Origin of the sequence: Rhizobium freirei PRF 81 (genome assembly GCF_000359745.1) — a bacterium.
GTDB lineage: Bacteria > Pseudomonadota > Alphaproteobacteria > Rhizobiales > Rhizobiaceae > Rhizobium > Rhizobium freirei.
On the sequence record NZ_AQHN01000090.1, the window covers coordinates 57,572 to 76,586 of the forward strand.

General features: G+C 62.2%; 14 protein-coding genes. 9 read left to right on the forward strand and 5 right to left on the reverse strand.

All coding sequences use genetic code 11. The features are described from left to right. Positions 1–97: 97 nt before the first annotated feature. On the forward strand, positions 98–601 hold the full coding sequence (locus tag RHSP_RS30890; protein WP_037155630.1) for a winged helix-turn-helix transcriptional regulator: 504 nt from the start codon (positions 98–100) through the stop codon (positions 599–601). On the opposite strand, the gene RHSP_RS30895 is transcribed toward RHSP_RS30890, so the two are convergent. The 3 genes from RHSP_RS30895 to RHSP_RS30905 all read right to left on the reverse strand — a co-directional run bounded on the left by RHSP_RS30895 (position 602) and on the right by RHSP_RS30905 (position 6,327). Beyond that, positions 602–1,411 (reverse strand): TIGR02186 family protein, encoded by an 810-nt coding sequence (locus RHSP_RS30895; protein ID WP_037155633.1) that lies wholly within the window; start codon positions 1,409–1,411, stop codon positions 602–604. Then, positions 1,408–2,331, reverse strand: coding sequence for a sulfite exporter TauE/SafE family protein (locus RHSP_RS30900; protein WP_037155636.1), 924 nt, complete (start codon positions 2,329–2,331; stop codon positions 1,408–1,410). Before RHSP_RS30900 ends, RHSP_RS30895 begins: the two co-directional genes overlap by 4 nt. Before the next feature lie 306 nt (positions 2,332–2,637). Then, complete coding sequence (locus RHSP_RS30905; protein ID WP_004128466.1) at positions 2,638–6,327, reverse strand: peptidoglycan-binding protein; 3,690 nt, start codon at positions 6,325–6,327, stop codon at positions 2,638–2,640. Between the two features lie 479 nt (positions 6,328–6,806). On the opposite strand from RHSP_RS30905, the gene RHSP_RS30910 reads away from it, so the two are divergent. The 4 genes from RHSP_RS30910 to RHSP_RS30925 all read left to right on the forward strand — a co-directional run bounded on the left by RHSP_RS30910 (position 6,807) and on the right by RHSP_RS30925 (position 12,614). Further along, positions 6,807–8,603, forward strand: a complete 1,797-nt coding sequence (locus RHSP_RS30910; protein WP_004128468.1) for an acyl-CoA dehydrogenase C-terminal domain-containing protein — start codon at positions 6,807–6,809, stop codon at positions 8,601–8,603. 35 nt (positions 8,604–8,638) lie between these two features. Continuing rightward, positions 8,639–9,847 (forward strand): acetyl-CoA C-acetyltransferase, encoded by a 1,209-nt coding sequence (locus RHSP_RS30915; protein ID WP_004128469.1) that lies wholly within the window; start codon positions 8,639–8,641, stop codon positions 9,845–9,847. 12 nt (positions 9,848–9,859) lie between these two features. Next, a complete protein-coding gene (locus tag RHSP_RS30920; RefSeq protein WP_004128470.1) occupies positions 9,860–12,070 on the forward strand; it encodes a 3-hydroxyacyl-CoA dehydrogenase NAD-binding domain-containing protein in 2,211 nt (736 codons plus the stop codon). Positions 12,071–12,170: 100 nt separating this feature from the next. Continuing rightward, a complete protein-coding gene (locus RHSP_RS30925) occupies positions 12,171–12,614 on the forward strand; it encodes a YybH family protein (protein WP_004128471.1) in 444 nt (147 codons plus the stop codon). Between the two features lie 8 nt (positions 12,615–12,622). Here RHSP_RS30925 and RHSP_RS30930 read toward each other — a convergent pair whose 3' ends face one another. Next, positions 12,623–13,834: an MFS transporter gene (locus RHSP_RS30930; RefSeq protein ID WP_004128472.1), complete on the reverse strand. Its 1,212-nt coding sequence runs from the start codon at positions 13,832–13,834 to the stop codon at positions 12,623–12,625. Positions 13,835–13,972: 138 nt separating this feature from the next. On the opposite strand from RHSP_RS30930, the gene RHSP_RS30935 reads away from it, so the two are divergent. The 4 genes from RHSP_RS30935 to galE all read left to right on the forward strand — a co-directional run bounded on the left by RHSP_RS30935 (position 13,973) and on the right by galE (position 17,983). Then, on the forward strand, positions 13,973–14,533 hold the full coding sequence (locus tag RHSP_RS30935) for a TetR/AcrR family transcriptional regulator (protein ID WP_037155641.1): 561 nt from the start codon (positions 13,973–13,975) through the stop codon (positions 14,531–14,533). Positions 14,534–14,787: 254 nt separating this feature from the next. After that, positions 14,788–15,213 (forward strand): large conductance mechanosensitive channel protein MscL, encoded by a 426-nt coding sequence (gene mscL, locus RHSP_RS30940; protein ID WP_004128474.1) that lies wholly within the window; start codon positions 14,788–14,790, stop codon positions 15,211–15,213. 143 nt (positions 15,214–15,356) lie between these two features. Next, the gene (locus tag RHSP_RS30945) at positions 15,357–16,523 is read left to right on the forward strand and encodes a pyridoxal phosphate-dependent aminotransferase (RefSeq protein WP_004128475.1); all 1,167 of its coding nucleotides are present in this window, start codon (positions 15,357–15,359) and stop codon (positions 16,521–16,523) included. 425 nt (positions 16,524–16,948) lie between these two features. Beyond that, positions 16,949–17,983 (forward strand): UDP-glucose 4-epimerase GalE, encoded by a 1,035-nt coding sequence (gene galE, locus RHSP_RS30950; protein ID WP_037155644.1) that lies wholly within the window; start codon positions 16,949–16,951, stop codon positions 17,981–17,983. A 6-nt stretch (positions 17,984–17,989) separates the two neighbouring features. On the opposite strand, the gene RHSP_RS30955 is transcribed toward galE, so the two are convergent. Beyond that, positions 17,990–18,916 (reverse strand): LysR family transcriptional regulator, encoded by a 927-nt coding sequence (locus tag RHSP_RS30955; RefSeq protein WP_037155647.1) that lies wholly within the window; start codon positions 18,914–18,916, stop codon positions 17,990–17,992. Between the last annotated feature and the right edge of the window lie 99 nt (positions 18,917–19,015).

The following is a 19,015-nucleotide window of genomic DNA, read 5'->3' on the forward strand; positions in this document are numbered from 1 at the left end:
TGGCAAACTGTTTCATAAGTGAAACTGGTTACTAAAAGCAATCGGTTGATCGCTGGCTGCACTGATGGCAAAATGCAAGCAGTTTTTGGAGATCATTATGGACGCATCGCATCGTTCCGGCTGCCCGATCAATCTGACGCTGGAAATTCTCGGGGATCGCTGGAGCCTGATCGTCATCAGGGACATTATGTTCGGCAATCGTCGGCACTTTCGTGAGCTGCTGCAGAATTCCGAGGAAGGGATCGCGTCCAATATCCTTGCTGACCGCCTGAAGCGGCTGGTCGAGCGCGGTCTGCTGACTCGCGCGGACGATCCCACTCACAAGCAGAAGGCGGTTTACAGCCTGACCGAAATGGCGATCGACCTTGTGCCGCTCTTCGCCCAAATGGGCGCCTGGGGCCGCAAGCATCTGGCGGTATCGGAAGAATTGTCGATCCGGGCCGAACTGCTGGAGAACGGCGGTGCGAAACTCTGGGAAGATTTCATGGAAGAGCTGCGCGCCAAGCATCTCGGCAAGGTGCTGCCGCCGGGCACGCCCTCCGTGCTCGGCCGATTGACCGAAGCCTATCTCGAAGTCGTCGATCGCCGCAAGGAAAGCTGATCAGTTTTTCCGGAACATGAAGCTGGCGCCCCAACCCGTGACCAAGGCCAGCAATACGGAAAACACGCCATAGGCGATCGGCTGCTGATGTGCCGCATCCGTGATCATCTGCTCGATGCCGGTCTTGATGACGCGCAGCGGCAATGCCTTTTCGCCGATGAACTTGCCGCTCTTGAAGAGATAGGCGCGAACGGTGTGTACGCCGTTCGGCACGTCGGCCGGGATCCTGAGCGTCGCCTTGAAGAGCGAGGAGCTGACGAAGCGCACGCCGGCCGGATCGCTCTCGTAAAGCCCGCCTGACGCCTGCAGCCGCCGGAAGGCCTGCCGGAATTCCGGAACATCGCCGACATTGCCGACGAAGCCGACCGGGGTGAGGGGAATATGGTCGACGCCAATGCCGCGGTCGCTGAGTTCCAGCGGCGCGGTAATGTTGTCGACGGCGCGTGTGCTCGATAGCGAATAGGCTTGCGGCACATGCTCGAACGTCATCGAGCGGGTATTGACCCAGATGCCGAAGACACGCTCCTTCCTGCGTACCGTCGCATTCTCGCGCGGTCCCTCCAGCACGACGACGATGTCATACTGGCCGATCGCCAGAAGCAGCTGGTCGGTGTTGGAAAGAGCGCCGAAAATCGTCAGATCGGCGCCGGTGAAGTCGGAGGTGATGGCGATCTCGCTGGTCGAGGTGCCGATTTCCATCGTCTCGCGTGCCGTCGTCGAGGTTGTCGGCTGATCGAGCAGCACCTGCGCTTGTGCGGCGAGCGGTGCAAGCAGGACTGTCGCGGCGAAGAGCAGTCCGAGACTTCTCATCGGCTGACCCCTTCCATGATGACCGAGTAGACGTCCGCAGGCGTAATCACGAGCGCGATCGCCAGGCGGAGCCCGACGGCAAGGACCAGGAGGCCGAGCAGGGCGCGGAGCTGCTCGCCGCGCAGCTTCTGGCCCACACGAACGCCGTATTGCGCGCCGACGACGCCTGCCACCATCAGCAGGAAGGCCAGGATGATATCGACGGAATAGTTGGTCGCCGCCTGCACGATGGTAGTGAAGGCGGTGACGAAAATGACCTGAAACAGTGAGGTGCCGACGACGACGTTCGTCGGAACGCGCAGCAGGTAGATCATGGCCGGCACGAGGATGAAGCCGCCGCCGATACCCATCGGCGTCAGCATCCCGACGAAAAAGCCGAGGCCGATGACCGGAATGGCGCTCAGATAGAGTTTGGATTTCTTGAAGCGAAGCTTCAGCGGCAGGCGCTGCACCCAGTTGTGATGACGCAACTTGCCCGTTGCCGGCGGCAGCTTGCCCGCGGCTCTGCGCATCGCCCGCACGCTTTCCCAGAGCATGAGCGTTCCCACCGTGCCGAGCAAAAGCACGTAGATCAAGGAGATGATCAGGTCGATCTGCCCGAGCCGGCGCAACAGCACGAACAGCCAGAGGCCGAATGTGGCGCCCGCCAGGCCGCCGGCAAGCAGGATCATGCCCAGTTTCAGGTCGAGCGAGCCGCGGCGAAAATGCGTGAGCGCTCCTGATACCGAGGAGGCGACGACTTGGTTGGAACCCGTAGCAACGGCGACCACCGGGGGAATGTTGTAGAAGATGAGGAGCGGCGTGATGAGGAAGCCGCCGCCGACGCCGAACATGCCGGAGAGGAACCCTACGGCTGCGCCCATGCCGAGAATAATGAGGATATTCACCGACAGTTCTGCGATCGGCAGATAGATCGTCACGCGCTGTTCCCACTTGCAGGCATTCCGGCACGGTGATCGGAGCCTGGACCATTTTCCCCTTTTAAGCGGCGAATTCTAATCCGTAATCGTTGCCAGAGCCTTAGGAAAAGCTCTGCTGTGCCAGTTTTCGAATTGCCGGCGTCACTTTAGCGCGGCTTTTTCCGCTTTTCTGTGACGGCGATATGCCGAAAGGGCGAGGGGCTGCGTGGCCTGCCGCTGCGCGCATCGAACCTCTGCAAAACAAAAGCACGCCGCCGTGGTAACGCCAGCGTGCTGCCATTCTGAATTCCGAAGGAACAGCAAGGTCTACTTGTTGCGGGCAAGAAGCTCCTTGACCACCTGATCCGTCACCCGTCCATCCGACGGCAGGCCGACGGATTTCTGGAAGCTCTTCAAGGCGGCTACGGTCTTGTCGCCCATGGTGCCGTCGGGCGCACCGGCATCGAAGCCATTCTTGTTGAGGATGGCCTGGATGTTGCGGATGGCCTTCTTCATGTCGATGGAAGCCGTGTTCACGCCCTTGCCGGTCGTCCATTCATCGGGAATGTCCGTACCGTTGGCCTTGGGATCGGCCGGCTGGGCCTTCCAGAGATCGACCTTGGCGCGAGCGCCTTCCAGATCGGCCGGCTTCATGGCGTTGGCGACCTCGTCACGCTTCTGCGCGGCGTCCTTGTCGCCGCTCTTGGCGGCGATCGCAAACCACTTGTAGGATTCCGGCAAATCCTGCTTCACGCCGTTACCGCGAGCGTAGAGGATCGCAAGGTTGAACTGGCTGTCGGAGACGCCGAGATTGGCGGCGCGTGTGAACCAGTTGGCGGCGGAGTCGTAATCCTGCTGGCCGGCTGCGCCCGAGGCGTAGAGGACGGCGAGATTGTGCATGGCGCTGGCATTGCCCTGATTGGCGGCCTGCTCGTAATTTTCTTTAGCCTTGACGAGATCGCGGTCGATGCCGTTACCCTTCTCGTACATGCTCGCGAGCCGGTACTGGGCCGGTGCGTAACCCTTGTCGGCCGAAAGCCGATACCAGCTTGCCGCCTGCTTCAGGTCCGTCGCAACATTGCGGCCGTCGGTATAGCGCGCGCCAATTTCGAAGAGGGCGACCGGATCGCCCGATTTGGCGGCGGCGACGAGCGATGGCGGCTGGATGCCATCAGGCACTTGGATATCCGCGGCTGCTGGAGCCGCGGCCGGCTGCGCCGCGGCGGCGGACTTGTCGGCCGGAACGAAAGCCGCAGTCTGTTGCGCGGTGGGAGCGCTGCCGGCGGGTGCCAGAGTTTCTGTTGCCGCCTGATTGCCGTCGAGCGGCGCTGCTGCGGTCAGGTGGTCGCTCGTCGCGGCCAACGCGTTGCTGGGCGCCGCAGCGGGCTGGAAGCCCGCCGTGTCTGTTGCAAGAGTTGTCGGTGCAGCGGCCTGGTTCGCGGCAGACTGCTGATCGTTGGCAGCCGGAGCCGCGTTGATGGCGACGCTGTTGGTCGCCGGGCTGTCGGCCGGCGCAGCCATGGTTGAGATTTCCGCAGGTGCGGGTGCCTTCTGGCCACGCATTAGCGTGTTGACGAGCGGGAAGGCCATGATCGCCAGCAGGGCCGCGCCAATGGCGAGCAGGATCGGACGGCGGAAGCGCGAAAACGCTCCGCCCGTCTTTGCATCCTTCTTAGAGGAAGGCGCGGTGCCGCGCTGCGCTTGATCGACTTCTGTCGCGGCTGCCTGTGCGGCACGGCGGGCCGCCGCGATATAGTCGGCACGCTCGTTTTCGGTCGGCTGGCGGCCGCCGCGGGCGGTGTTCTGGCTGGCGCGCACGCGCTCCAGGATCTTCTTGATATCAGGCGCGCCTGAGCCCGGTTCCAGCAGCTCGTTGGCTTCTTCCGCCGGCATCATGTCGGCCGGGTCGATGGAGGGCGCCTGTTCGATCACGGGACGATCCGGAGGGAAGATCGGCTCGGCCTTTTCCGGCGTGAAGAACCGCTTGCCGAGGTTGGCGAGGAGACCGGCCTTCGAACCGCTCTTCTTCGCGGCGGCCTTGATCTCCGCCTTGGTATTGGCATCGATGGCCTGCGCGACGACGGTTTCGGCGGCGGCGGCAGTCTCGGCGGGCGCGACCGTGCGGATGATCGGGCCGGCCTTCTGCGGTGCCGCCATCGGCGGTATGATGGCCGGGGCATCTTCTTGCGCGAAGACGTCGCTTTTGAAGGTCGCTGCGGGCATTGTAGGCGCCGGCCGACGATGTTCCATGTGGTCGAGCCGGTCGGCGATCTGCAGCAGCGTGTCGTGCAGCGCCTCGAAGGTGCGATGCGTACGCTCGTCGCTGGCCCGGCTGAGGTCCTCGAGATGGCGCAGGTCTTCGGCGAGTGCCGTCAGTGCCGCCATGTCGCCGGGCTGCGCGCCGCCGACCATTCCGCCTTCGCGCGAATAAGCCTCGACGACGGTTTCCGCCGCATGGCGGGCGGCCTCGATGATGTATTCGTCATTGGTCGCCATATAGTCTTCGATGGCGCTCATCCGTCGATCGAAATCGACGGGGAAATGCTCGGCTGCCGCCGCCCTTGGCTCGCTGGTGAGCAGGGTGGAGAGATGGGCGATCTGCTCTTCGAGATTGCGCAGTGCCTGCGTGTCCGTCGGCGGCGCGGCGGTGCTGGCTTCGAGCCGGGCCGCGATGTCGGAGAGGCGGCCTTCGAGCCGGCGTACCGCGCCGTCGTCGATGTTTGCAGCCGGAGCCGGCGGATGGAAATCCATCTCGTCGATGCGGCGAGCGAGGTAGTCCAGCCGGTCGGCCAATACGTTGCCGACGGAGCCATGTTCCAGAGCGTCGATCTTGTGGGAGATGTCGGCGAGATAGGTAACGAGCTCGGGCTGCGGTGCGGCCTTCTGCGAGCGCTCCATCAGGTGCGAGAGCTGGTCCAGGCGCTCCTCGAGGCGGGCGACGGCCTTGGCGCTGCCCAGCTCGTCGATGCGCATGGCGAGCGCTTCGAGGCGGCCGGAGAGATCATCCGTGGGCTGGCGCCGTGCGGCGTCGCGGCTCATCACGTCGATCTGGTCGGCAAGACCGCTGAGGCGGCCTTCGAGCCGCTGCATCGCCTGATCCTGCGGCTGCATCATCGAGCCGAGGCTCTCCATCGCGGTTGCGATCGTCAGCAGCTTGTGTTCCAGCGCATGCACGGCGGGGCTGTCGTTCATGCCGCCGAGGTGCTGCTTGATATCGTCGAGGCGATAGGCGAGCGAAACGAGCTCGTCCTGCAGGCCGGTCGTGTCGATCGCCTTCACCTGGCGTCCGACATGGTGGAGGGACTCCTCGCGGGCAAGGCCATCCATCAGCGAGCGCAGTTCGTCGAACTCGGCCTTCAGGCCGGCCGTTTCGGGCTGCCCGGTCAGCTGGTTGATGCTGTCGGCAAGCCGCGCCATGTCCTCGCGAACATCGGCTGCGAAATGCTTGTCGTTGGTGTTCTCGCGGATATCGCGAATTTCGGCGCGCAGGGAGTTCACTTCGCGGGTGACGCTGTCGGCGATGTCGCGCTTCAGATCCTGGCGAAGATTGACGAGCGCCTGAGCAATGTCGACAGAATTTTCAGCGGCCGGCCGCTGCGGCTGGCGCGGGTTGTAAGGATCGAGCGGACGCCGGGCCGGCTGCGGTTCGGCCTGCGGGATTTCCTCGCGGCGGGAAAGCAGCCGCTCGCGGTTCGCTTCGAGCGCGCGCTGGCGCTGGCGGATTTCTGCGAGCGGATCGGGACGGACGTCGTGCTCCTGGCGTCCAGAGCGCAGCGGACGCTCGTAGGGACGACCGGCCGGGTATTCGCGTTCGGGGCGCGGCGGCATGCGCTCGAGGGGGGCTGCCCGCTCGGGTGCGGCACCATAGCCGGCTGCGGCGCGCTGGCGCGTATCGCGCGAGGCGGCAGTGCCCATCAGGTCCTCGATGCGCGCCTCCAGCCCCTCGATCGTGCGGCTCAGAGCATCCAGCGACGTCCAGTCGCCCGTGCTGGTAGGATTTGATCGCGATCCGCTCATATCTTCTGCTCGCCTCGAACTATGGACCACCCCGGGCCGCCATGTTGACGGAAGAAAGACATTGCGACATTGCCGCGCTGCCCGGATCCCGCCGTTCGGAAAGGGATAAATGTATTGGCTTTCCTCAAACAGAGCCGCAAAGACAGCGCGTCATCAAAGGATAAGTTGAAGAAACGCGAAGCACCGCTGCTCAACTCGTACAATTTACGAAACGTGGTAAACAACTCGTTAAGTTTGTTGGAAGTCTTAACCTTTTATTTCGGTTCTGCTGTTTCGAAGCCGGATATTCTTGTGGGGTGACCGTGCCGGCGATTGTGGAGACGGCGGCTTCCGCCGCCTTCGATCTGGGCGTCATCCCGTCGGGTCGCCAAAAAGTCAGCGGGGCGCAAATTTGACGTTTACGCAAACGTCAATATTTTGTAAGAGTGGCTCAGTGGCCGGAATCTGAGGTTCGGCGGCGAATTGGAGGAATTCGAAAGATGCCAGTCTACAAGGCCCCCGTGAACGATACGCTCTTCGTCCTGAACGATGTGCTCGGGGTGGAGCGCTACAACAATCTTCCGGGTTATGCCGATGCGACGCCGGATATGATCGAGGCGATCGTCGGCGAGGCGGCAAAGCTGTCCGAGGAAGTGCTGTTTCCTCTTAACTATTCCGGCGATCAGGAAGGCTGCGTGCGCCATGACGACGGCACGGTCTCGACGCCGAAGGGCTTCAAGGAAGCCTATCGCGCTTATCGCGAAGGCGGCTGGCTGGGACTCGCCGTGCCGGAGGAATTCGGCGGGCAGGGGCTTCCCTATCTGCTTCACTGCGCCGTCGGCGAATATACCTCTGCCGCCAACATGTCGCTGATGATGTATCCGGGCCTGACACAGGGTGCCATCGCCGCCATCCTCGTGCACGGCTCCGACGCTCAGAAGCAGACCTATCTGCCGAAGATGGTCGAGGGCACCTGGTCCGGCACCATGAACCTTACCGAGCCGCATTGCGGCACCGATCTCGGCCTTTTGCGCACCAAGGCGGTGCCGCAGACCGACGGCAGCTACAAGATATCAGGCCAGAAGATCTTCATCTCGGCCGGCGAACACGACATGACGGATAATATCGTCCATCTCGTCCTTGCCCGCATCGAAGGCGCGCCGGAAGGCACCAAGGGCATTTCGCTGTTCATCGTGCCGAAATTCCTCGTCAAGGAAGATGGCTCGCTCGGCGCGCGCAACCCGGTTTCCTGCGGCGCGATCGAGCACAAGATGGGCATTCATGGCAACGCCACCTGCGTCATGAATTATGACGAGGCCACGGGCTTCCTGATCGGTGCGGAGAACAAGGGCCTCAATGCCATGTTCGTCATGATGAACGAGGCGCGTCTCGGTGTCGGCCTGCAGGGTCTCTCCATCGCCGAGATCGCCTACCAGAATGCCGCCAACTATGCCCGCGAGCGCATTCAGGGCCGCTCGCTCTCCGGCCCGAAAGCGCCGGACAAGAAGGCGGATCCGATCATCGTCCATCCCGACATCCGCCGTTCACTGATGACCATCCGCGCCTTCAACGAGGCCGGCCGCGCCTTCCTGCTGTGGACGGCGCTGAAGTCCGATATCGCCCATCGTTCTCCGGACGAGAAGGACCGTCAGGCAGCCGACGATATCCTTGGTCTCGCGACCCCGATCCTCAAGGGCGTCATGAGCGACAAGGGCTTCGACCATGCCGTCATGGCGCAGCAGGTCTTCGGCGGCCACGGCTATATCGAAGAACATGGCATGAGCCAGTATGTCCGAGATGCCCGCATCGCGATGATCTACGAAGGAGCCAACGGCATCCAGGCGCTCGATCTCGTCGGCCGCAAGCTGGCGCTGAACGGCGGACGTGCCGTCATGGCCCTGTTCAAGGAAATCGGCGATTTCTGCGAGGAGAACCGCAACGACGAGCAGATGGGCTTCTTCACCAAACACCTGAAGAAGGGCTTGAACGATGTGCAGGCCGCGACCATGTGGTTCATGCAGAACGCCATGGCGAAACCCGACAATGCCGGTGCCGGCTCGACCGACTACATGCACCTCTTCGGCCTCGTCATCCTCGGCTATATGTGGGCGAAGATGGCGAAGGCGGCGCAGACAGGCCTTGCGGCTGGCGACAGCGCGCGCGAGGATTATCTGAAGAACAAGCTCGTCACGGCACGGTTCTATATGGAGCGCATCATGCCGGAAACGGCATTGCGCAAGGCCCGCATCGAAACGGGCGCCGACACGATGATGGAACTGGCGGCGGAAGCCTTTTGATCAAGGCGGCGGAAGCCGCCACAGGGAGAAGAGACATGACCGAGGTTTTCATTTACGACCATGTGCGCACGCCGCGCGGCCGGGGCAAGAAGGATGGAGCGCTGCACGAAGTGCCGTCCGTCCGCCTCGCCGCCAAGACGCTAGAGGCGATCCGCGATCGCAACGGCCTCGACACCGCAACTGTGGACGACATCATCATGGGCTGTGTCGATCCGGTCATGGAAGCCGGCGCCGTCATTCCGAGGGGTGCCGCCTTCGAGGCAGGCTATTCCACCAAGGCGCCGGGCATGCAGATTTCGCGTTTCTGCGCCTCCGGCCTCGATGCCGTGAATTTCGCCGCCGGCAAGATCGCGCAAGGGGCAGACGATATCGTCATCGCCGGCGGTGTCGAAAGCATGTCGCGCGTCGGTCTCGGCATGTCCGGCGGCGCCTGGTTCATGGACCCCTCCGTCAACTTCCCGGCCTATTTCATGCCGCAGGGCGTCTCGGCCGATCTCATCGCCACCAAATACGGCTTCTCCCGCGATGATGTCGATGCCTATGCCGTCGAGAGCCAGAAGCGCGCCGCCAACGCTTGGGAAAGGGGCTATTTCAAGAATTCCGTCATCCCGGTGAAGGATATCAACGGCCTGACCATTCTCGACCGCGACGAGCATATGCGTCCCGGCACCGACATGCAGGCGCTCGCCTCGCTCAATCCGTCCTTCCAGCTGCCCGGCGAGATGGGCGGCTTCGAAGCGGTCGGCATTCAGGCGCATCCGGAAGTCGAACGCATCAACTACGTCCATCATGCCGGCAATTCCTCCGGTATCGTCGATGGCGCCGCCGCCGTGCTGCTCGGCTCCAGGGCGGGCGGTGAGAGCATGGGCTTGAAGCCGCGCGGCCGCATCAAGGCCTTTGCCAATATCGGCTCCGACCCGGCGCTGATGCTGACCGGTCCGGTCGACGTCACCGAAAAGCTTTTGAAGCGCAGTGGCATGACGCTTGCCGACATCGATCTGTTCGAGCTCAACGAAGCCTTCGCCGCCGTCGTGCTGCGTTATATGCAGGCTTTCGACATTCCGCATGACCAGATCAACGTCAATGGCGGCGCGATCGCCATGGGCCATCCGCTAGGTGCCACCGGCGCGATGATCCTCGGCACCGTGCTCGATGAGCTGGAACGCCGCGACCTCAAAACCGCGCTGGTCACGCTCTGCATCGGCGCCGGCATGGGCACGGCTACGATCATCGAACGCGTCTGAGGAGGGAAACCAATGGCTTACACAAATTTCACCGTTCAGGCCGATGCAGACGGCATCGCGCTCGTTACCTGGGACATGCCCGGCAAGTCCATGAACGTCTTCACCGCCGAGATCCTGGAAGAGCTGAACGCGATCATCGACGCCACGGTCGCCGATGCAGCCGTCAAGGGCGTGGTCTTCACCTCGGGCAAGTCCTCCTTCTCCGGCGGCGCCGATCTGTCGATGATCAAATCGATGTTCTCCTTCTATCAGGATGAGAAGGCAAAGGACCCGGCAGCGGCGGCGCAGAAGCTCTTCGATCTTGTGGGGCGCATGACCGGCCTGTTCCGCAAGCTCGAAACCTGCGGCAAGCCCTGGGTCTCGGCGATCAACGGCACCTGCATGGGCGGCGCTTTCGAACTGTCGCTCGCCTGCCACGGCCGTGTCGCCTCGAACGCCAAGAGCGTCAAGATCGCGCTGCCTGAGGTCAAGGTCGGCATCTTCCCCGGTGCTGGCGGCACGCAGCGCATCGCGCGCCTGACGGATGCGCAATCCGCCCTGCAGATGATGACGACGGGCCAGTCGCTGACGGCAGCACGCGCCAAGGCGATGAACCTCGTGCATCAGGTGGTCGAGCCGGATCAGCTGATCCCGGCCGCCAAGCAGATGATCAAGGACGGTCTGAAGCCCGTCGCCCCCTGGGATGAGAAGGGTTTCAAGGCACCGGGCGGTGGCATCTGGACGCCGGCCGCAGCTCAGCTCTGGCCGGCAGCGCCTGCCATCCTGCGCCGCGAGACATCGGGCAACTACCCGGCGGCACTCGCCATCCTGAAATGCGTCTATGAAGGTCTGCAGGTTCCCTTCGATACCGGCCTGAAGATCGAGCAGCGCTATTTCACCCATGTGCTGCAGACCACCGAAGCCTATTCGATGATCCGCTCGCTGTTCATCTCCATGCAGGAGCTCGGCAAGGGCGCCCGCCGCCCGGCGGGCCGGCCGAAGACGGAGCTGAAGAAGGTCGGCATCGTCGGTGCCGGCTTCATGGGCGCTTCCATCGCCTATGTCACTGCCGCCGCCGGTATTCCGGTCACGCTCATCGACCGCGACATCGAGGCCGCGACCAAGGGCAAGGGCGTTGGCGAAGGGCTGGTCAGGGATTCGATCGGTAAGGGAAGGATGACGCAGGACGAGGGTGCTGCCTTGCTCTCGCGCATCACGCCGTCGGCCGATTACGCCGATCTGAAGGATGCCGATCTCGTCATCGAGGCGGTGTTCGAGGATCGCGAAGTCAAGAGGGCCGTCATCGAGGCCGTCGAAGCCGTGCTGCCCGCCGGCGCCGTCTTCGCCTCCAACACCTCGACGCTGCCGATCACCGGTCTTGCTGAGAATTCCAAGCGCCCGGTCGATTTCATCGGCGTCCATTTCTTCTCGCCGGTCGAGAAGATGATGCTGACGGAAGTCATCCTCGGCAAGGAAACCGGCGATCATGCGCTGGCGGTTGCACTCGATTATGTCGCCGCGATCAAGAAGACGCCGATCGTCGTCAACGACACGCGCGGCTTCTTCGTCAATCGCTGCGTCTTCCGCTACATCCACGAAGCCTATGACATGCTGATCGAGGGCGTGCCCGCAGCGATGATCGAGAATGCCGCCAAGATGGCCGGTATGCCGGTCGGTCCGCTGGCGCTCAACGACGAGGTCGCCATCGATCTCTCCTACAAGATCTTGAAGGCGACTATCGCTGATCTCGGTGAGAAGGCCGTCGACCCGCGTCACATGCAGTTGGTCACCGGGCTTGTGGAAGGCGAGGGACGCCTGGGCCGGAAGAACTCCAAGGGCTTTTACGACTATCCGCCGAAGCCGGCTAAGAAATCGCTCTGGCCGGGCCTGAAGGATCTCTATCCGCAGAAGACGGCCGATGAGGTCGATGTCGGCGTGCTGAAGCAGCGCTTTCTCGTCACCATCGCCCTCGAAGCATCTCGCACCATCGAAGAAGGCATCGTCACCGACCCGCGCGAGGCAGATGTCGGCTCCATCCTCGGCTTCGGCTTTGCGCCTTATACCGGTGGCGCGCTGTCTTACATCGATGGCATGGGCGTGAAGGCTTTCGCCGATCTCTGCGAAAAGCTGGCAGCCGCTTACGGCCCACATTTCCAGCCGACGGCGCTGCTGAAAGACATGGCGGCAAAGGGCGAGACTTTCTACGGACGCTTCGATCCCTACCGTGTCGAGAAGGCCGCTTGAGACAAGCAGTCATCCATCCCTAAAAATAACGGCCGCTCCTGTCGGGAGCGGCCCTTTTCCTTCGTCCTCTGCTTGAGCTCATCAAACCGAGGAGGATGACATGATCGAGATCATCGGCAATCGCGACGAGGCAGAGGCCATCAGCACAACGCTTGCAAGCTGGGCTTCCGCTCTTGGCAACAAGAATGCAGCGGGCGTGGTTCGGCACCTGAGCGACGATGTCGTCAGCTTCACTCTGGCGGCACCTCTGGTGCACAAGGGCAAGGGCGAAAAGGGTCTGGAAGGCTGGTTTTCGACGTGGGAAGGGCCGATCGGCGGCAATACCGTCGATGTCAGGCTGACCATCGGTGGTGATGTCGCCTTCTGGACCGGCCTCGTGCAGATGACCGGCAAGAAATCAGATGGCTTCGAGGTCGATCTATGGTTTCGCCAAACGCTCGGCCTCAGAAAAGAGGCCGGCGTCTGGACGATCGTTCACGAGCATACGTCCGTGCCGTTTGCGATGGACGGCAGCGGTCGAGCCGAGCTTGGGCTAAAGCCGTAAGTGTATTCTTACGCAATACTCAGGGGCTTCTCCCGGCCGGCGCGCAGCGCAAATACGCCCCAGCCGACGAGCAGAATGATGGCTGCGGCATAGATATCCGCGGCCTCCGCAAATCCGAACGCTCTTGCCAGGAAGCCCGCCAGGATGGCCGGTAGGCTGAAGGCGAGATAGCTCTGGATGTAGAAGGCCGAAAGCAGCCCGGCGCGCTCGTCCGGCTTTGCCAGCGGCATGAGGCTGCGCACCGTGCCGAGGAAGGTCGCTCCGAAGCCCGCGCCGGCGATCACCGTTCCCGCCGCAAGGATCGATACCTCAGCCGCATGCACGCCGGCAACGACCGTCAGCACCCCGAGCGTCATGCTCGATATGCCCAATGTCATTGCGGTCTGCGCGGATCTCTTGCGCAACAGAAACACCGAGCTTGCTCCGCTGATCGTCAGGGCCGCGACCACGGAGCCGCCGACGAGCGGCGCCGTGCTGCCCGTGGTAACGCTCACGAGCGAAGGCACCAGCGACAGATAGAAGCCGCCGAGCGCCCACACGGCGACGTTGATCGGCGTCAGCGCCAGCAATGTCCGGCGCACCTGCGGCGGCACGGCCACTTCCGGCTTCAGCGATGCGAGCAGCCCGGCGCGGCGCTCCGTCGTCTCCGGCACCAGCCAGAGCAGGATTGCCAGCAGGATGAGCAAGGCGAGCGTGACGGCGTAGACGAGCAGCGTCGGCGCCGGCGCAAACTGGACCAGCAGGCTGGTGCCGAGAGCGCCGATCGCCATGCCGGCAAGCGGCGCAAGGCTGTTGGTGATCGAGCCCTTGATCGGATCGAGGTCGATGAGCGCAGCGCCGATGGAGCTTGCCGCAGCGCCCGTCGCCAGGCCCTGGACGATGCGCGCGGCAATCAGCCAATTCGGCCCCTCAGCCATTAAAAACAGCGCCATCGCCACCATATTGAGCAGGATCGACGCGAAGATCACCGGGCGGCGGCCGAGATGGTCGGAGATGGAGCCGACGATGAGCAAGGCGGCGAGCAGTGCAAAGGCATAGACGGCGAAGATCACCGTGATCAGAACAGGCGAGAAGGCGAAAGCCTGTTGGTAAAGTCGGTAGAGCGGCGTCGGTGCCGAAGATGCGGCGAAGAACAGGGCGCTAGTTGCGGCGTAGAACAGTGGCGCAAAGCGTCTGGCCGGAGACATTGGCAAGCTGGAAGTGGATTCGAGCGTGGGCATCGACTATATCCTGGCTTAAAGCTAAAAGATTGCGTTAGGCGCATATAGGATGCCCGACGCACAAAAGCAAATAATTTGCGTTAGTGAATGGCGCACACCTGTTCACCGACAGCAAAAGGGAAAGATTGGCAGAGACTTATGGGCCACAGAGAAAATCCCCGCCCAGGCGGGCGCAGTGCCAGAGTACAGGCGGCCGTGCATCAATCCGTCCGCGAAATGCTAGCAAAGATGGATCGCGCCGATGTGACGATCCCGCTTATTGCGCAGCGCGCCAATGTCACACCCTCTACAATCTACCGCCGCTGGGGCGATCTTCAAGAGCTTCTGGCCGATGTCGCCGCCTCGCGCCTGCAGCCGGAGGGCGAACCGGCCAGGATCGGCAGTGCCCGCGAGGACCTGGAGGCCTGGGTCGAGCAATATGCCGACGAGATGGCCTCCGGTGTCGGGCGGCAGATGCTGCGTGATGTTCTGGCGACCATCGACGGCACAAATGCGGAAAGATGCAGTGGCTACACCCAGCAGCAGCTTTGCGTCTTGATCGCGCGCGCCAAGGAAAATGGCGAGTCTTTCCCGAGCCTGGGAGAGCTGATGGATCACCTCATCTCGCCGATCATATACCGCATCCTTTTCGATCAGGCCTTCGACGCGGGCTATGTTCGCGAGCTTGTCGCAAGAGTCATGCGAAAGTCCAACGCTTAAATCTTCGTCGCCCTTACGAGGGCGAGCCGTCTGGAATCTCTCCCAGTGTGGGCTCGCCAGCTTCCGCCGGATTGCGTGCAACTGACGAACAAATAAACCCAGATGTGCATGATTAAATTGTCTAACCTATGGATTTATCTTGGGATATGCTCGCTTTGGCAGGGCTTTGCGCCAATTCGCTGTTGAAAAATAAGGAAAAAGATGGTGCTAATCGTCACGAGTGAATTCAACGGCAACGCGAAGGGGACTGCTCAATGCTTAATGAATTCAAGGCATTTATCGCGCGCGGCAATGTCATGGATCTCGCGGTCGGCGTGATCATCGGCGGCGCTTTCGGCGGCATCGTGAAATCGCTGGTTGACGATATCATCATGCCGATCGTCGGTAGGATTTTCGGCGGCTTCGATTTTTCGAACTACTTCATCGGCCTTTCCTCGGGCGTCAATGCGCCGACGCTGGCCGCCGCCCGCGCTCAAGGTGCCGTTCTCGCCTACGGCAACTTCATTACTGTCCTCATCAACTTCCTGATCCTCGCCTGGATTATCTTCCTGATGGTCAAGGGTGTGAATACGCTGCGCACCCAGGTCGAGCGCAAGGAAGAGAAGGTCGCCGAAGCAGCACCGCCGCCGGCCGACGTTCAGCTGCTGACGGAAATCCGCGATCTTCTCGCGAAGCGCTGATAGGCTCGGTTCCACGTTTTTGAAAGCCTCGGTCCCACAAGGACCGGGGCTTTATTCATCACGAAAATCGATCGGTCGCTAAGGCAAAGTCATGGGATTTGTCCGGCGCTCTGCTTTATGAAGGCAGAAACCGGAGATTCTGCATGTCGATACTGAACAGCCTCAGCCCGCGCGCGCTCGCAGCACCCGAAAGCGGCATCGTCGAAGTGGTGAATTATGCCCGCGGCCGCGATGGCCTGCTGCCGCTTTGGGTCGGCGAGGGCGATCTGCCGACGCCTGATTTCATCAACCGTGCCGCCATGGCCTCGCTCAACGCCGGCGAAACCTTCTACACCTGGCAGCGCGGCATTCCGGAGCTGCGCCAGGCGCTTGCCGATTATTATGGCCGGCACTTCGGCACCTCGCTGCCGATGGAGCATTTCTATGTCGTCGGCTCCGGCATGCAGGCGATCCAGCTTTCCGTGCAGGCGATCACCTCGCCGGGCGACGAAATGGTCTACCTGACGCCGGCCTGGCCGAATATCGCCGCGGCCCTGGAGATCGCCGGCGCGCGCTCGGTCGGCGTGCCGCTGCAGTTCGAAAACGGCAAATGGACGATCGATCTTGGACGCCTCGAAGCGGCGATCACGCCGAAGACCAAGGGCCTCTTCATCAATACGCCCTCCAATCCGACCGGCTGGACGGCGACCCATCAGGATCTCCGCGATATTCTGGCGCTGGCGCGCAAGCACGGCCTCTGGATCATGGCCGATGAGATCTATGCGCTGTACTACTATGCCGGCGGCCGCGCGCCGAGCTTCCTGGACATCAAGGACGCCGACGATAAAATTCTCTTCGTCAACTCCTTTTCGAAGAACTGGTCGATGACCGGCTGGCGCGTCGGCTGGATCGTCGCTCCCGCGGAGCTAGGGCAGGTGCTCGAAAATCTCGTGCAATATTCGACGTCGGGTGTCGCGCAGTTCATGCAACGCGGCGCGGTCGCAGCCTTGAACGAAGGCGATGATTTCGTTCGCTCCAACATCGCCAAGGCGACCCGCTCTCGCGACATTCTTTGCGACGCCTTGATTGCGACCGATCGTGTGCATACGCTGAAGCCGGATGGCGCTCTTTACTCCTTCCTGAAGATCGACGGCGTCACCGATAGCCGCAAGGCCGCGCTCGACATCGTCGACAAGACCGGCGTCGGCCTGGCACCGGGAACGGCTTTCGGGCAGGGCGGCGAGCTTTTCATGCGCGCCTGCTTCCTGCGCGATCCGGCAAAGATTGCGGATGCGGCCGAGCGTTTGAGCCGGTATATTCAAGGGCTGTAAGTTCTTGGCCCGCGGCTTGATGAGCTAGGTCTGTGTTGAAGGGCAGCTTTCCGGCTGTCGAGGCTCTGACACCCCCCTCTGTCGCTCTCGCGACATCTCCCCCACAAGGGGGAGATCGTTGGGAGTTCGCCGCTCACCCTCCAAAGGTAACAGGCCCCAGCATCAACAGATGCATGCTGGCTGGAAACGGCGGCAACCGCGGGTTACCAATCTCCCCCCTTGTGGGGGAGATGTCACGACAGTGACAGGGGGGGTGAACACTCTCCGCAACGTGCCGAAGCTCCGATCGATAAAATGCAATCGAACCGCGAAAGACTACCCTAACCATTCCCGCAATCTTCCTCGTCCGGCCCCTCGCTTTTAATCAATTTCGCAGGGGAAGCGGCCTCATATATCGCCAACAAGACTTGGCGGGGACGCGAAGAATGACGGTGTTGGTGACGGGCGGAGCCGGATATATCGGCAGCCACATGGTCTGGAAATTATTGGATGCGGGCGAGGACGTCGTGGTCATCGACCGCCTGTCCACCGGCTTTCGCTGGGCGGTCCCGCCCGCCGCCCGCTTCTATCTTGGCGATATCGCCGACGAAGCGCTGCTGCAGACGATCTTCGGCGAAAACCACATCGATGCCATCATCCATTTTGCCGGCTCGGCCGTCGTCCCGACGTCGATCGAAGACCCTCTCTCCTACTACGAAAACAATACCGGCAAGACTCGCATCCTGATGAGCGCTGCCATCAAGGCCGGGATCCGTCATTTCGTCTTCTCCTCCACCGCCGCCGTCTATGGCCCGCAGCCGGCGGACAAGCCGGTCAGAGAAAGCGCATCGCTCCGGCCGGAATCTCCCTATGGCCAATCCAAGCTCATGTCGGAGCTGATGCTTCGCGATGCCGCTGCGGCCTATGATTTCGGCTATGTGGCGCTGCGCTATTTCAACGTCGCCGGCGCCGATCCGGAAGGGCGGGCCGGTCAATCGAGCGAGAGTGCCACGCATCTCGTCAAGGTCGCCTGCGAGGCGGCCCTTGGCCGCCGCCGCCAGGTGGATATCTACGGCACGGATTATCGGACGCATGATGGCACGGGCGTTCGCGACTATATTCACGTCAGCGATCTTGCCGAGGCCCATCTTCTGGCACTGCGGCATCTGCGCAGCGGCGGCCGGTCGCTGGTTGCCAATTGCGGCTATGGTGCCGGCTATTCCGTGCTCGACGTGCTCAATATGGTCATGCGTGTGCATGGCCGCGCTTTCCCCATCCATATCGCGCCGCGCCGGCCCGGCGACGCTGCAAGCGTCGTTGCCGACGCAACGGTGGCGCATCGCGAGCTGGGCTGGTCGCCGAAATACAACAGCCTCGAAACCATCGTGCGCTCGTCGCTGGATTGGGAGCTCTATCTTGCGCAGCGCGCGGGATTCGAAGCCGGCGGGTTGCAGAAGGTCTTTGCGGCCGCAAGCTTGTGACAGCCGTCAGCCGTCGGTCGCTCTCCAGGGTCCGAGAAAGGCCGGCGCATCTCTGCGGACGGCCTCCATCAGGAAATCGATGACCGTGCGCACGCGCGGCGACTGGCGCAAATCGCGGTGACACGTAATCCAGTAGTGGCGCCTCAGATCCACTTCCTGCGGCAGCACGACCTGCAGATCCGGGTGCTTGCCGGCGATGAAAAACGGCAGCACGCAGAGCCCCAGGCTGCTCTTTGCCGCCGTCAGCTGTGCAAAGATGCTCGAGCTCTGAAATTGCGGTTTGATGCGGGGGTGGACGTCGCCAAGATAGTCGAGGCCCGGTGCGAAGATCATATCCTCGATGTAGCCGATGAAGGCGAAGTCGGGCAGGTCGTCGCGGCTTTCGATCGGTGGACGGCGGGCGAGATAATCCCGTGATCCGTAGACCTGCAGATGATAGTCGGTCAGCTTCTCGGTAAAGTAGGGCCCGGCCTTCGGCGGGTCGAGCACGACGACGATGTCGGCTTCCTTGCGCGAGAGCGACATGATCTGCTGGATGGTGATCAGCTCCAGCGAAATATTCGGGTGTTGGGCGGTGAATTCGGGCAGCACGCCTGTGAAGAAGAAATTGGAAAAGCCCTCCGGCGCGCTGATGCGCACCACGCCGCGCTGCGCCGCAGACCCGGCCGAAAGATCTGCCTGCAGACGCTCGGTTTCCTGCTCCATGCGCTCGGCCGTGTCGATGAACCGCTGGCCCACGGCCGTCAGCATGTAGCCGCGCGGATTGCGTTCGAAGAGCTTGACTTTCAAGGCGAATTCCAGCCGGTCGATGCGGCGTGAAACGGTGGCGTGGCTGGTGCGCAATTGCCGGGCAGCGGTCGAGAGCTGCCCTGTCCGAGCCACCGCGAGAAAAAACTGCAGGTCGTCCCAGGTAAAATGCGGCGCGTGCTTCATGTTTCCCCTTTCTGTTCAAAAATGAACAGACATTGTTTGGAATTAGTTTCAATCACGACTTGCGTCAACGCGCGAATTCCGTGATCCTGCCCATCGGGA

Coding starts and splice junctions, on each gene's coding strand:
- RHSP_RS30920 (WP_004128470.1), top strand. CDS start 9,860: ATGGCTTACACAAATTTCACCGTTCAGGCCGATGCAGACGGCATCGCG.
- RHSP_RS30925 (WP_004128471.1), top strand. CDS start 12,171: ATGATCGAGATCATCGGCAATCGCGACGAGGCAGAGGCCATCAGCACA.
- RHSP_RS30895 (WP_037155633.1), bottom strand. CDS start 1,411: ATGAGAAGTCTCGGACTGCTCTTCGCCGCGACAGTCCTGCTTGCACCG.
- RHSP_RS30910 (WP_004128468.1), top strand. CDS start 6,807: ATGCCAGTCTACAAGGCCCCCGTGAACGATACGCTCTTCGTCCTGAAC.
- RHSP_RS30930 (WP_004128472.1), bottom strand. CDS start 13,834: ATGCCCACGCTCGAATCCACTTCCAGCTTGCCAATGTCTCCGGCCAGA.
- galE (WP_037155644.1), top strand. CDS start 16,949: ATGACGGTGTTGGTGACGGGCGGAGCCGGATATATCGGCAGCCACATG.
- RHSP_RS30905 (WP_004128466.1), bottom strand. CDS start 6,327: ATGAGCGGATCGCGATCAAATCCTACCAGCACGGGCGACTGGACGTCG.
- mscL (WP_004128474.1), top strand. CDS start 14,788: ATGCTTAATGAATTCAAGGCATTTATCGCGCGCGGCAATGTCATGGAT.
- RHSP_RS30935 (WP_037155641.1), top strand. CDS start 13,973: ATGGGCCACAGAGAAAATCCCCGCCCAGGCGGGCGCAGTGCCAGAGTA.
- RHSP_RS30890 (WP_037155630.1), top strand. CDS start 98: ATGGACGCATCGCATCGTTCCGGCTGCCCGATCAATCTGACGCTGGAA.
- RHSP_RS30955 (WP_037155647.1), bottom strand. CDS start 18,916: ATGAAGCACGCGCCGCATTTTACCTGGGACGACCTGCAGTTTTTTCTC.
- RHSP_RS30915 (WP_004128469.1), top strand. CDS start 8,639: ATGACCGAGGTTTTCATTTACGACCATGTGCGCACGCCGCGCGGCCGG.
- RHSP_RS30945 (WP_004128475.1), top strand. CDS start 15,357: ATGTCGATACTGAACAGCCTCAGCCCGCGCGCGCTCGCAGCACCCGAA.